At 50.2% G+C, this 12,532-nt stretch carries 14 protein-coding genes and 1 rRNA gene; 4 read left to right on the forward strand and 11 right to left on the reverse strand.

Features of this window, described 5'->3' with window-relative positions; genetic code table 11:
- Nucleotides 1–3 precede the first annotated feature (3 nt).
- The 10 genes from flgK to flgB all read right to left on the reverse strand — a co-directional run bounded on the left by flgK (nucleotide 4) and on the right by flgB (nucleotide 9,589).
- Nucleotides 4–1,947 carry a flagellar hook-associated protein FlgK gene (gene flgK, locus HALA3H3_RS07505; protein ID WP_022520953.1) on the reverse strand — a complete coding sequence of 648 codons (1,944 nt, stop codon included), beginning with the start codon at nucleotides 1,945–1,947 and terminating at the stop codon, nucleotides 4–6.
- Between the two features lie 73 nt (nucleotides 1,948–2,020).
- Nucleotides 2,021–3,046, reverse strand: a complete 1,026-nt coding sequence (gene flgJ, locus HALA3H3_RS07510; RefSeq protein ID WP_022520954.1) for a flagellar assembly peptidoglycan hydrolase FlgJ — start codon at nucleotides 3,044–3,046, stop codon at nucleotides 2,021–2,023.
- A complete protein-coding gene (locus tag HALA3H3_RS07515) occupies nucleotides 3,046–4,278 on the reverse strand; it encodes a flagellar basal body P-ring protein FlgI (RefSeq protein WP_370657674.1) in 1,233 nt (410 codons plus the stop codon). Before HALA3H3_RS07515 ends, flgJ begins: the two co-directional genes overlap by 1 nt.
- A 33-nt stretch (nucleotides 4,279–4,311) precedes the next feature.
- Complete coding sequence (locus tag HALA3H3_RS07520; protein WP_053856927.1) at nucleotides 4,312–5,001, reverse strand: flagellar basal body L-ring protein FlgH; 690 nt, start codon at nucleotides 4,999–5,001, stop codon at nucleotides 4,312–4,314.
- Between the two features lie 37 nt (nucleotides 5,002–5,038).
- Nucleotides 5,039–5,821, reverse strand: coding sequence for a flagellar basal-body rod protein FlgG (gene flgG / locus HALA3H3_RS07525; protein WP_022520957.1), 783 nt, complete (start codon nucleotides 5,819–5,821; stop codon nucleotides 5,039–5,041).
- 50 nt (nucleotides 5,822–5,871) lie between these two features.
- Nucleotides 5,872–6,630: a flagellar basal body rod protein FlgF gene (locus HALA3H3_RS07530; RefSeq protein WP_022520958.1), complete on the reverse strand. Its 759-nt coding sequence runs from the start codon at nucleotides 6,628–6,630 to the stop codon at nucleotides 5,872–5,874.
- Nucleotides 6,631–6,661: 31 nt separating this feature from the next.
- Nucleotides 6,662–7,996 carry a flagellar hook protein FlgE gene (flgE, locus tag HALA3H3_RS07535; protein WP_022520959.1) on the reverse strand — a complete coding sequence of 445 codons (1,335 nt, stop codon included), beginning with the start codon at nucleotides 7,994–7,996 and terminating at the stop codon, nucleotides 6,662–6,664.
- A gap of 22 nt (nucleotides 7,997–8,018) precedes the next feature.
- Complete coding sequence (locus tag HALA3H3_RS07540; RefSeq protein ID WP_022520960.1) at nucleotides 8,019–8,708, reverse strand: flagellar hook assembly protein FlgD; 690 nt, start codon at nucleotides 8,706–8,708, stop codon at nucleotides 8,019–8,021.
- A gap of 3 nt (nucleotides 8,709–8,711) precedes the next feature.
- Nucleotides 8,712–9,122: a flagellar basal body rod protein FlgC gene (gene flgC / locus HALA3H3_RS07545; protein WP_022520961.1), complete on the reverse strand. Its 411-nt coding sequence runs from the start codon at nucleotides 9,120–9,122 to the stop codon at nucleotides 8,712–8,714.
- 32 nt (nucleotides 9,123–9,154) lie between these two features.
- Nucleotides 9,155–9,589 carry a flagellar basal body rod protein FlgB gene (flgB, locus tag HALA3H3_RS07550; RefSeq protein ID WP_022520962.1) on the reverse strand — a complete coding sequence of 145 codons (435 nt, stop codon included), beginning with the start codon at nucleotides 9,587–9,589 and terminating at the stop codon, nucleotides 9,155–9,157.
- A 201-nt stretch (nucleotides 9,590–9,790) separates the two neighbouring features.
- On the opposite strand from flgB, the gene flgA reads away from it, so the two are divergent.
- From flgA to HALA3H3_RS07570, 4 genes are all read left to right on the forward strand, one after another.
- Nucleotides 9,791–10,507 carry a flagellar basal body P-ring formation chaperone FlgA gene (gene flgA / locus HALA3H3_RS07555; RefSeq protein WP_022520963.1) on the forward strand — a complete coding sequence of 239 codons (717 nt, stop codon included), beginning with the start codon at nucleotides 9,791–9,793 and terminating at the stop codon, nucleotides 10,505–10,507.
- Nucleotides 10,508–10,605: 98 nt separating this feature from the next.
- Nucleotides 10,606–10,872, forward strand: a complete 267-nt coding sequence (gene flgM, locus HALA3H3_RS07560; protein ID WP_022520964.1) for a flagellar biosynthesis anti-sigma factor FlgM — start codon at nucleotides 10,606–10,608, stop codon at nucleotides 10,870–10,872.
- A gap of 13 nt (nucleotides 10,873–10,885) precedes the next feature.
- Nucleotides 10,886–11,335, forward strand: coding sequence for a flagella synthesis protein FlgN (locus HALA3H3_RS07565; protein WP_022520965.1), 450 nt, complete (start codon nucleotides 10,886–10,888; stop codon nucleotides 11,333–11,335).
- Between the two features lie 72 nt (nucleotides 11,336–11,407).
- Nucleotides 11,408–12,148, forward strand: a complete 741-nt coding sequence (locus tag HALA3H3_RS07570) for an SDR family NAD(P)-dependent oxidoreductase (protein WP_022520966.1) — start codon at nucleotides 11,408–11,410, stop codon at nucleotides 12,146–12,148.
- A gap of 170 nt (nucleotides 12,149–12,318) precedes the next feature.
- Here the strand turns inward: HALA3H3_RS07570 and rrf are convergent.
- Nucleotides 12,319–12,434, reverse strand: a 5S ribosomal RNA gene (gene rrf, locus HALA3H3_RS07575).
- Between the last annotated feature and the right edge of the window lie 98 nt (nucleotides 12,435–12,532).

Raw genomic sequence — 12,532 nt, forward strand, 5'->3', positions numbered from 1 at the left:
AAATTAGCCACGCAGGTTCAAAATGGTGTCTAAAAGCGACCCCGCCGTATCTATGACACGCGCATTAGCTGCATAGTACTGCTGATATTGAAGGAGGTTAGCCAACTCTTCATCCAAGTTCACACCAGATTCTGACTGCTGAACTGCGCGGAGCTGATCGGTCAAGCCTTGTCGCGCCTCCAAATTAACCTGCGTGATATTAGTCCGGTTACCTACATCACTGACCATGGATGCATACGCGCCGGTTACCGAGGCACGTCCGCCGACAACATCCTGACTTTGCAGGTTTTGCAGGGCCAGAGCGTTACGGTTATCGCCTGAACTAGCATCACTAAGGCTGATATCCAGGTTAGCTGTACTCCCTGTCTCAGGAAGTGTATCAAGGGTAAAGCTAAGACCATCAATAGTGACGACATCACCTTCTGCCAGGGTGTCTGTTCCTGGAGTAAAAGGTGCTCCATTTCGTGTGACGGTTGCCGCTGGAGTAACTGTCAAGCCACCGGTATCGTCAACTTCTATTTGATATTCGTCATTGGTGGTGAAAGCACCGCTTGCAGCACTTAGTTGACTGATATCCAAGTCACCTTCACGTTCAATCAAGCTAGCCGCCGCAATCTTATCCAGGTCGGCGATACGCGTATCCATGCCGCCAGCAGCGCGACGCACCGGCTGGATTTCAAAGCGATCACCGTCTGCAACAGGATTCGCGCTGTTAAACGCCACCGTCACGCCACCAAAAGTGATCTCACCCGTGCCAGCTCCAGCATTCCATTCCGATAGATCAACAAAGTCGGCATCATTAGGATCCGTGCTATCAAGCACGTCACCAGTATCATTACGCGTTACAGCAGGAGTGCCAGACGCATCGAATGAAACGGTGTAGTCCGTAGCACGCAGTTTATCGATGGTTGATGGGTCGAACTCTATTGACGTCAGCAGATTCAGATCGCTGTTGCTTGTATAACCATAACCTTGAGGAGAGCGGGTCGCGAAGAAGTTTTCTCCTTGGTCACCATTAAGATCTACCCCCTGTTTGTGCTGCTCGTTGAAAGCAGTCGCTAAGGAGACAGCGAGCTGGCCAATTTGGTTTTGGGTTTTATCCAGCGTTTCTGAGCGGAAGGTCATTAATCCGCCTAATGTGCCGCCTGTTATCGTCGACTCATCAAGCTGCACCGGATTACCGCCACCATCAATATAACCAACGACAGTCCGCTGAGGATCATAATCAGCCTGTCTAGCTTCTAGCTTGAAGGTATCCTTGCCTATCACCAGCGGCTGACCATTAGGCAAACTGATGTTATAACTCTTGCCATCCTGTATATTCAGGCGCAGATCCATGCGCTCATTGAGCTCGGATACTAGATGATCACGCTGATTAAGCAGGCTATTAGGTGCTACCCCAGTTCGAGCGCGAGCCAGCGCAATTTCTTTATTTAATCCGGCAATTTGCTCAGTAGTGTTATTGATCTGGGTAATTTCATCTTCAATTTGCCCGTTTATATTGCCCTGCATATCTTGCAGGTAGCCGTCAAAAGAGCGGAACTGGGCACTCAACGTATTAGCAGTGCCGAGCACGCCTTGGCGAGCGGCCGGGTCAGATGGGGCACTGGCTAAATCTTCTATTGAAGAGAAGAATTTTTGCATTAGCGGTGATAAACCCGCAGCCCGGTCTGCCAACAGGCTATCAATTTGTGACACTTGCTGAATGTACGTCGATAGAGCGCTTGACTGTGTTTTAGCGTTATTTAACTGGCTGGCCACATAGGTGTTAAACTGCCTTTCAATATTATTGACCTGAACGCCTTTACTGCCAGCGCTACCCTCGCCAAGCATAGTAATCTGGCGGTTGTAGCCAGGTGTCAACATATTACTGGCATTGTTACTAACGGTATTCAGGGCATTCTGCGCGGCATTGAGGCCGCTTAAGCCGATCGAAAACATACTCATGGTTCAATTCCTTAGGCCGATACCTATATATTCTTTAAGTATCGGCACTGCGCAGAAAAACTTGAGGAAAGGGCTAGCGGGAATCAGCGAGGAAGTTGCCGCCTGGGTTAAGTGGCCCCATGGTATTCATCACCGCTACCAACTTGTCTGCATAGCGTGGATCAGTAGCATAGCCTCCTCGCTGCAGCTCTCTCGCTGCCTGTTCAGCCGTGGGTGCCTGTATCACGCCAGCATAGCGAGGATTATTGCCTATTAGGCTGGCATAGTCGGTAAAGGCATGTTCGAACGAATCGTAGACGCGGAAGGTATCGACCACCTGCGTCCGCCGCCCATTAATATATTCGTGAGTCACGATATCCGTCGTTTCGCCCTTCCAATGACTGCCGGCTTTGATACCAAACAGATTGTGGCTATTGTTGCCATTACGCGTAGTAATTTCGTGCCACCCCCAGCCTGTTTCCAGCGCTGCCTGGGCTAGAATTAATTCAGCAGGCACCCCGGTAGTCGCACTGGCCGCCTGGGCAGGGGCAGCCAGTGTTTGCATAAATTGACCGACATGCCCTGACCCATGTTGCACTTGCTGGGTTAGCGTGGGCTCATCTACCGCCTCACTCTTCGCGCCTTGGCGAATAGCCTCCAGCTCGGCTAGGAATTGACCTTTGCCCTGTGTATTAGTGGTTCCATTAGTCTCAGCGTTAGCTGCGTATGAATCGTCCAGCACACGGGGGGTGCCACGGGGAATTCCAGCTATCAATGCTTGTAGCTCTTGATCAGCATTTGGCTGCGCTTTTGAGATGGCACCTTGGCGCTCCAACTGTTCAACAAGGACGTCAGCAAGGCCCATTCCACGCGAGGCCATCACCTGTGACCACTGTTGATCGAGCATCGATTGATATGTATCTGTCGCACTGCTGTTCATCAGCCCTGAACTCGGCGTTGCGTCGCGCATACTTTTCATCATCATTTGAATAAAAAGCGCCTCAAACTGCTGGGCTGCACCATTCACACCAGCTTCAGGGTCGACGCGTGCAGTGTGTTGAAGACGCTGAAAACCACTCATATCCAGGGCGAACTGACTGGTCATATCACTCGCACTCATTAAATAACCTCCAGCTCAGCACGCAGTGAACCCGACGCTTTTAACGCTTCCAGAATCGACATCAAATCTTGAGGGGTAGCGCCTAGTGCATTCAATGCATTGACTACTTCGTTGAGCTGCGCGCCCTCTACAATTTGCAGATAAGCCTCTTGCTGCTCAATATCAATATCCGCGTCGGGTACCACGACCGTCTCACCCTCTCCAAAGGGATTAGGCTGACTAACACCAAACTGGGTATCGATCATGATCGACAGACTGCCATGGGCCACCGCCGCCTCTCGCAATGTAACAGCACTGTTCATCACTACCGAGCCGGTACGTGAATTCAGCACAACAAGCGCCGGAGCCTCAGTAGGCGTTACCTGAACGTTTTCAATACGCGCCATAAAGTTGACCCGCGCATTATCATCTGTGGGACCATCTAGGGCGATTACTCGGCCATTACGTGCATAGGCAACCGACTGTCCAAACTCGTTATTAATAGCCGTCACCATGCGCTGAACGGTGCCAAAATCGGAATCGTTGAGCTGTAATTCAAGCATGCCGCCGTTACCGCCCAGGTTAAGCGGTACTTCCCTTTCAACCAACGCGCCATTAGGAATACGCCCTGATGCCTGCTGATTGATCTGCACGCTGCTGCCACCCGCTTGGGCGCCCGCCCCACCTACCAACATGTTGCCCTGGGCAATAGCATAGGTATCACCGTCAGCACCTTTTAAAGGTGTCATTAAAAGCGTTCCGCCTCGCAAGCTGCGTGCGTTGGCAATCGATGAAACCACTATATCTAAGCGCTGGCCCGGCCTCGAGAATGGCGGGAGATCAGCCGTCACCATCACGGCAGCCACGTTACGCAGTTGCAAGTTCGTGCCTGCAGGCACGGTCACCCCTAGCTGAGAGAGCATGTTGGTCAGGCTTTGACTGGTAAAAGGCGCCTGTGTCGTTTGGTCACCGGTACTATCAAGGCCAACCACAAGGCCATAGCCTACCAGCTGGTTATCGCGGACACCGGCAAAGCTTGCCAGCTCTCGAACGCTCTCCGCCTGGGCAGGTAAAGACAATAGGCCTATCAGCACTAAGGCACCCAGTTGGATAGCCCAAGCGTTAATTACTCGACAACTATTTATCCATAAATTACTTAGCCGCATTGCTATTGCCCACTGTAGCTCTGTCATTGGGTAACCTGGCATTAAAAAGCCTGCCATTGAAGGGCCTGGCATTCTTCGCTCTGTCATTGGCAGCTCTGCCATTGGTAGCTTCCCCTAACGCTAGAAGGGTGAGACGTTTAAGAAGAAACGTTGTAGCCAGCCCATGTGCTGCGCTTCGTTAATATAACCGTCACCCACATACTCAATTCGCGCATCCGCCACCTGAGTGGAGGGAACAGTATTTTGCGCGGTAATCGTGCGTGGATTAACCACGCCGGAAAAACGAATAAACTCAGTACCTTGATTGATGGCAATTTGCTTTTCGCCACGGACGCGTAAATTACCGTTATTCATTACTTCTAATACCGATACTGTGATGGTGCCGGTAAAGGAGTTATTGGCCTGCGACCCACCGCTGCCCGTAAAATCATTTTCCCCAGAAATGTCGTAGCCATAATCCGCAAGCACATCGAGGATATCTGGCAACTGTGCAAGCTCAAGGCTAGCGCTACCACTACGACCCGCATTGGATTGCGAATTTTTGCTCGCACTGACCTCTTCATCCAACACGATGGTCAAAATGTCGCCAATTGAACGCGGGCGACGATCTTCAAAGAGCGGTTGATATCCCTGCCTGGCCTGATAAATAGAACCATTGGGAATAGGCGGCGGACGATCAACAATACTGATCTGCTCTTGCTCCCCCACGACCGAGGCTCTGGGAATTTGAGCGCACCCGGCAACAACTAGCATTAAAAGCACCAGCCCCGCTAGCGCAATACGACGTGACATGTGGTGCAACTCCAGCATAACGCAACCTATAAGTAAGCCCGATGAGTAACACTCGTTACAGCTGGCTTAAGCGTGCCAACATTTCATCGCTAGTGGACACCGCTTTGCTATTAATTTCATAGGCGCGCTGGGTCTGAATCATATTGACCATCTCTTCAACGACATTGACGTTAGACGTTTCCACATAGCCTTGGAACAGCCGACCAGCGCCATTCATACCAGGCATATTTTCATTGGGTGCGCCTGAGGCTCCCGTCTCAAGATAGAGATTGCCACCAATACTTTGTAAGCCAGCTGGATTAATAAAGGTACTAACAGTGATTTGCCCTACCTCATTATCAATCGCAACACCCGGCTGACGAACGCTCACCGTGCCATCTTCACCCACATTTACTGACAGCGCATTGGCCGGTAAGAAGATGGCTGGTTCAACAGGGTAGCCATTGGCGGTGACCATTTGGCCATTTTCATTGAGCTGAAAACTACCGTCGCGGGTGTAGGCAGTCGTGCCGTCGGGCATCAGCACCTGAAAGAAACCTTCGCCATTGATCGCGAGGTCGCGTGAGTTTTCAGTCTGCTCTAGCCCACCCTGGGTATGCAGACGCTCAGTGGCCACGGCACGTACGCCGGTGCCCACCTGCATGCCAGACGGCAGCCGATCCTGAATATTATTTTGCGCGCCGGGCTGACGCATGTTCTGATACAGCAAATCTTCAAACACCGGACGTGAGCGCTTGAAACCATTGGTGCTAACGTTGGCTAGGTTGTTTGAAATCACGTCTAGCTTAGTTTGCTGAGACTCAAGACCCGTTTTAGCTGTCCATAACGACTTAATCATAATTATGCTCCCTTGACCGACTGACTAACATCAGCTTGAAATGGCCAATATCAACCTTGAATAGATAAAATACCGTTAGCACGCTGAGCGTTTTCGTCAGCGGTGCTCAGCATTTTCATCTGCATGTCGTAGCGGCGTGCAACATCGATCATCGAGACCATAGCATCGACAGCGCTGACATTACTGCCTTCAAGTGCACCACTAACCAGCTTGGCATTTTCGTCAGCGGGCAAGGCACCTGGCCCACCTTCTTCATTAAGCGGTGCACGAAATAGGCCGTCCTCACCGCGCGTTAACGCCCCATCTTCTGGCGTCACCAACTTAATGCGTCCTACCTCGACCAGCGCTTCCGGCCCTACGCCTTCGGGAATGGCACTAATCGTTCCGTCGGCACCAATAGATATTTGCGCCCCTTGCGGGACAGCAATGGGGCCACCTTCGCCCATCACAGGGCGCCCAACGCTAAGCAGCACGCCGTCATTGTCAATCTGCAGATCGCCACGACGGGTATAGGTTTCAGTACCGTCATCAGCCTGCACCGCCATCCAGGCATCGTCCTGCATCGCCACATCAAGGGTGCGGCCCGTAAACTCAACGGGCCCCTGTGAAAAGTCGCTGCCGGGCGTAGTGGTAACCGCAGAGATACGCGTTGCAAGCAACGCTTCCCCCAGCACGGGTACGGAACGAGCAGCCTGTAGCTGAGCGCGAAAACCGGTAGTCGTCACGTTCGACAGATTATTACTCACCACCGACTGCTGATCCATGGTGTGCTTAGCGCCACTCATGGCGGTATAGAGCATTCGATCCACGGTACTTACTCCTTACCAATATGACCGATCATTAAAGATTAATAACGGTCTGCAGGAGCTCGTCCTGGGTACTGATGGTGTTCGAGTTTGCTTGGTAAGCACGCTGAGCGACAATCATATTTACCAGCTCTTCTGCCAGCTCCACATTGGATGCTTCAACGGCACCTGCCTGAATTTGACCATATTGACCAACTCCAGGAGCCCCCATATTAGCAATGCCTGATGTATTCGTGGCAGCCCATAGATTATTGCCTAATGGCTCCAGGCCTTCTTCATTGCTAAAGCTAGCTAATACGACCTGCCCTGCTGCCGCAGATTGTTCATTAGAAAAGTTACGCATCACAGTACCATCAGCAAGCACTTCGATACCTACTAAAGCACCTGACGCATATCCATTTTGATTTAACTCTTTTTGCAAAGAGTTATCAGCAAACTGGGTACTTCCATCAAATTTTAATTCAATATTAAGAGGATTAGCTAAAGTCCCACCAGGAGCTGGTATGTTGACAGTAGTTTCACCTGTATCAGGATCTTCATTGTGTGTTAAACCCGGAATAGTTCCATTACCAGCACTTGAACCAACTCCTGTAACGTAGCCCTCTGCATTAGTCAGTATCTTACCGTTTGTATCAAAATCTAAAGTAAATTGCCCTCTGCTCTGACCTTCGGTAACAGCGGTTACTGTCCATTGATTATTAGCCCCCCGCTCATAATAGGTAGCCACATTAATGGGATTACCTAAAGAGTCATAAGCAGTAAAATTATTTGCAAAATGGTAGTTAAGTTTAGTGCCTGGAGGCCCTGCTGGTGGAACATCCACTTCCACTGAACTTAAATCCTGCCCAGTTGTGGTGGTTGCATCTAGGTTTAAGATTGTACTGACTTCTGTAGTGGCTTTAGCTGGCATATCATTAGCCGGTACATTTAATGGTTTGGTTGCTCCCTTCAAAACATCTGAAAAGGGAAATGCTAATTGATCAGCAGTGTCCGCTTTAATTTCTTCATCGAGACCGTACCCCATTAATTTGGCACCTTGAGCATTAACGATATCGCCATTAGCAGCTAGACTAAACTCACCATTTCGCGAGTAGCCTACTTCTCCAGAGGACTGCTCTAATCGGTAAAAGCCTTTCCCGGCAATAGCCAAATCGAGATTGCGTCCCGTGCTTTCAACACTTCCCTGAGTAAAATCCTGGCGGGTATCCGAGACGCTTACGCCAATGCCCCGAGAAGCAGCGTATACATCAGCAAAACGTACGCTAGAACTCTTATAGCCAACGGTCTGCGAGTTAGCAATATTATTGCCTGCAACATTCAGTTTTTCTGATTGCGCGTTGATGCCAGAAATAGCTGTAGTAAATGACATAGTAGATCCTCAAATATCCGGGTTATAGAATTTGTTTAACGTCGTTCAGATTGACTTGGCCATAAATGGCACCTAAATCCAGCCGAACGCTGCCACTGCCATCATTCGGCGTTACCCTGTTAACTACCGCATACTGTAAGGCTGTGGATTCGATTTGTTCACCCTCAGCATCGACTGCCTCTATCTGAACCGAATATCGGCCACTGGCAACCGCGTCGCCTTGGTCATTTTCACCACCCCAATCGAAAGAATGAACGCCCGAGTCCAGAGATTTCAAATCAAGCTGTCTGATCACTTGGCCACCTTGACCAACAATCGTGGCCTTAACGCTCTTCGCCGGCTGGGCCAATTCTATGCCAAAGGGTGTTGTATACGTATTTCCTTCGCTATCTTGCTCTACCAACACATCCTTACCGGGCACCATGACGCCTTTGCCAATTAGGCCACTCGCCTGCAGTGCCTGATTGGCATCCATTTGGCTGGTAATACCTTCTAGCGTGCTATTCAGTTCTTCAATGCCACTAACCGTGTTAATTTGAGCTAACTGAGAAGTCATCTCCGCATTTTCCATCGGATTGAGCGGATCTTGATTCTGCAGCTGTGTAATTAGCAACGTCATAAAGCTTTCACGCAGCTCATCAGACTGGCGGGCAGAGAGGCCATTAGCACCACCGCCATTTATGTTATTCAATACACTCGTATCGACATTCATGGTTTACCCCTCACCCAGCGACAGCGTCTGCATCAGCATTTGCTTACTGGTATTAAATACTTCAACGTTGGCTTGATAAGAGCGCGATGCAGAAATCATATTGACCATTTCATGCACCGGCTCGACATTAGGCTTTGCCACATAGCCTTCTTCATCCGCCGCGGGATGGCTAGGCATGTACTCCATACGCAGAGGCGAATCGTCTTCCACTACTTCGGTGACGCGTACACCGCCAACACCATAGCGATTGCTTTGCGCCTGAGTCTCAAACATCACCTGTTTAGATCGGTAGGTTTCACCATCAGGCCCAGCAACACTATCGGCATTGGCCATATTGCTAGCGGTAACATTCATTCGCTGGGACTGGGCGCTCATGGCCGAGCTGGCAATATCAAACGCAGAGAACATCGACATCGTTGGTTAACTCCTCACTAATTTGGCCTGGTTTACTCGGGCTGCATGGCATTTTTCAGCCCTTGAATACGGCTGTTGAGCATCGTGAGTCCGACTTGATAACGAACAGCGTTATCAGCAAACTGCGTGCGTTCACGATCCATATCAACCGTATTTCCATCCAAACTAGGCTGGTCGGGAATCCGGTAAAGTAAATCGGCGTTGCCCGCTCCACGCCATGCGGGGCCTTCTCCAGCAATATGGCTACCAGCGGTACGCGCTAACGTCAGACCGCCACCGGTATTACTAGATGCACTCTGAGTACCGTCTACTGCTTTTTTCAGCTCGCTAGCAAAATCGATGTCACGCGCCTTATAGTTAGGCGTATCGGCATTGGCAATATTCGCCGCCAATACTTCGTGGCGTGCCTGGCGTAGACTCACTGCTTGCTGATGAAAATTAAAGGCAGATTCCAGTTGATCAATCATGCCGACCCTCGCTTGAGGCATAAAATAAAATGGATTTTGTTGATGATGGAGAATACTTCTGGAACTGTCAGCCTAAAGCATGGAACAGCTGGCGTTTCTGCCAGCATTTCGCGTGATACGGCTGCTACCTTTTCGCTACACTGGGCGATGAATCCTCATTCTTTGCTCTCCTTCCTAAGCTCCTAAGCAAGTGACCTCCCCATGCTACGACAGCGCTTTACTAAGCCAAGCACGCTTCGCTACTGGCAAGTGATTCTCTTTTTGGCAATCCTTTGCGTCACTGCTTTAACCAAAGCTCAGGCTGATGACGATGACCTTCTTGAACAAGTACATCAGTTTTTGTACGAAGAGACACGAGCTTTAGGTGAAGAAGTGGTCATTGACCTACGGCCACCGTCCCCCCATTTACCGCAATGCGTCCAACCGGAGCCTTTTCTGCCCAACGCGAATCAAGCCCCCTTGGGCCGCGTTTCCGTTGGAGTGCGTTGCGGTGAAGACAGCCGTCAAGTCCGTTACTTGCAAGCCCAAATTGATGTCATTGGCAATTACATGGTGGCAGCAAGAGACATTGAGCGAGGCACACTGATTACTTCAAACATGCTCAACGAACGCGGCGGCAACCTGGGCGACCTGTCAGCTCAAGCGTTGACTGCTGAAGAAGATATTGTGGGCAAAATAGCTCAGCGTCCTATTCGCAGTGGTAGTGCTTTTTTGGCCCATTATTTACAAGCGCCTCATTTAGTTGAACGCGGGCAGCGCGTTACTGTCATAGCTCAGGGCTCTGCTTTTCGCGTTTCACGCGAAGGCGAAGCACTTGAAAATGGCGCTCTTGGTGAGCAGGTTAGGGTTCGTTTTGGTTCACGAGAAATCATGACTGCCCGCGTCACTGACCGAGGTATTTTGGTGGTGGATTTTTAACTTACCACCTAAAGTTATACCCAGCCCTGCCGATAGTTACTTTTATACAAGCTACACTAAACGCAAAGCGCATCGACGCTGACGATGAGGCAGACGACGTGAATATTGATAACATTAATTCGCTGTTACGCTCTAACCAAGCCCAGCAGCGCGATGAAACGCAAAAGACTAACAGCGTGACACCAGCTACGCCGGGTGGTACAACGCGCGAATCGACTCAGCTGAGCCAATCAAGTATCGATGAATCTCAGGATATCGATAGCGCCAAAGTTGAAGAGATTCGTGACGCCATTCGCGAGGGCCGCCTTGAAATGAGTGCCGACCGCATCGCAGATGGCCTAATTGCAAATCTTAAAGATTTTTAAGGGGACGCTTTAAATGAGCCTTGCATCCTTGCTTACCGATCAACAACAGCGGCTTGATGAGTTAATTTCGTTGTTGTCCAGCGAGCAAAATTTATTGACGCAAGGTGATATTGACGGTGATGCACTATCTAAAGTCGCATTAGACAAGCAGTCATTATTGGCCGAACTAGAGCGCATAGAGATTGTACGCCGCAATGTGCAAAAACGCCTTGGATATGCCGAAGGCGCTAATGGCGCCGAAGCGGCAGCTCAAGATGCAGGCTGTCAGGCAGCCTGGGAACGCTTACTTGAAAAGAGTGAGCGAGCTGCGCGCATGAATGAGTTAACTGGACAGATGCTGTCAGTTCGGATGAAGCATAACCAGGCAATGCTTGATTACATTCGTCAAATCGCAGAAAAAACGCTCTATAAGCCGGATGGTCGTAATAGCGCCCAACCGGGCAGAATCAACGCTTCCGCCTGACCCCCTCTCGACAAGCCAACCGCATAGCGTTTCAATGAAAGCCTTCACTAAGCAGGATCGCAAAGGCTTCTCATGTTCAGTTTACTGCCTCATCATTATACAGCGCTGGTTGTCGGCGCATCAGGTGGGATAGGTGCTGCCATCATTAAGCAGTTACTCTCTTCCTCTCAGGTCGGCCACATTATTGCGGTAAGCCGGCAACCACCACGAATTGATAGTCCTCGCCTTACTCATCTAATGCTCGATGTTTCCCAAGAGCAGGGTAGGCATGAACTTAAGAAAGAGTTAGCGGCCCAGCCAATCCACTTCTTTTTCAATGCCATCGGCATCCTTCATGATGACGCGCAACGACTGTTGCCAGAGAAGCGCCTCGATCAACTTAGCGTCGAAAGCCTAGCGCAAACAATGAATATCAATGCCTTTGTGCCGATCTTATTGCTAGCAGCGCTGAAAGATTCTTTTAAAGGGGCACACCCTACAGTGATTGCCAGCCTTTCAGCTCGTGTTGGATCAATCGAGGATAATCAGCTAGGAGGCTGGTACAGCTATCGTGCCAGCAAAGCAGCGCATAACATGTTGTTTAAGACAGCCTCCATTGAGCTCAAGCGGCTTAATAAGCAGTCGTTATTGCTTTGTCTTCACCCTGGCACCACTGACACAGCTCTCTCTAAACCTTTTCAAAACCGAGTACCTAGCGAAAAGCTATTTACACCCGCATGTGTAGCAGAGAAGTTGCTGGCAGTCATCGCTCAGCGAACGCCCGAAGATAGCGGTACTTTTTGGGCTTGGGATGGTAAATCTATCGACTGGTGAGGTGTTACGCAAAAAAATCCCCCCAAGGCATCAGCCCTGGGGGATTTTTGATATAAGTGCCTGACTATGAGCCGGCCGGCGCTCCGGGACTCTCCATGGGGAGACCGCTTGTTTTTCTTTCGCGCAAACAAAAAACCCAGCCGGTTGGCTGGGTTTCTTGTTAAATAAGTGCCTGACGATGACCTACTCTCGCATGGGGAGACCCCACACTACCATCGGCGCTAAGCGGTTTCACTTCTGAGTTCGGCAAGGGATCAGGTGGTTCACGCGTGCTATGGTCGTCAGGCGTAACTTTAAATGTATATCATGCTGTTTGTGTGCGTCTCATTGTGCCGCCTGTTCTCCTTTGAATCAGGCCACACGCTGCGTATCCGGTTTTCATTG

This window comes from Halomonas sp. A3H3 (genome assembly GCF_000982975.1).
GTDB lineage: Bacteria > Pseudomonadota > Gammaproteobacteria > Pseudomonadales > Halomonadaceae > Vreelandella > Vreelandella titanicae.

Excerpts from the sequence above, each read along its gene's own strand:
- flgC (WP_022520961.1), bottom strand. The coding sequence starts at position 9,122 with ATGTCGATGTTCTCTGCGTTTGATATTGCCAGCTCGGCCATGAGCGCC.
- HALA3H3_RS07540 (WP_022520960.1), bottom strand. The coding sequence starts at position 8,708 with ATGAATGTCGATACGAGTGTATTGAATAACATAAATGGCGGTGGTGCT.
- flgA (WP_022520963.1), top strand. The coding sequence starts at position 9,791 with ATGCTACGACAGCGCTTTACTAAGCCAAGCACGCTTCGCTACTGGCAA.
- flgE (WP_022520959.1), bottom strand. The coding sequence starts at position 7,996 with ATGTCATTTACTACAGCTATTTCTGGCATCAACGCGCAATCAGAAAAA.
- flgJ (WP_022520954.1), bottom strand. The coding sequence starts at position 3,046 with ATGAGTGCGAGTGATATGACCAGTCAGTTCGCCCTGGATATGAGTGGT.
- HALA3H3_RS07570 (WP_022520966.1), top strand. The coding sequence starts at position 11,408 with ATGTTCAGTTTACTGCCTCATCATTATACAGCGCTGGTTGTCGGCGCA.
- flgG (WP_022520957.1), bottom strand. The coding sequence starts at position 5,821 with ATGATTAAGTCGTTATGGACAGCTAAAACGGGTCTTGAGTCTCAGCAA.
- flgK (WP_022520953.1), bottom strand. The coding sequence starts at position 1,947 with ATGAGTATGTTTTCGATCGGCTTAAGCGGCCTCAATGCCGCGCAGAAT.
- flgB (WP_022520962.1), bottom strand. The coding sequence starts at position 9,589 with ATGATTGATCAACTGGAATCTGCCTTTAATTTTCATCAGCAAGCAGTG.
- HALA3H3_RS07565 (WP_022520965.1), top strand. The coding sequence starts at position 10,886 with ATGAGCCTTGCATCCTTGCTTACCGATCAACAACAGCGGCTTGATGAG.
- HALA3H3_RS07515 (WP_370657674.1), bottom strand. The coding sequence starts at position 4,278 with ATGACAGAGCGAAGAATGCCAGGCCCTTCAATGGCAGGCTTTTTAATG.
- HALA3H3_RS07520 (WP_053856927.1), bottom strand. The coding sequence starts at position 5,001 with ATGCTGGAGTTGCACCACATGTCACGTCGTATTGCGCTAGCGGGGCTG.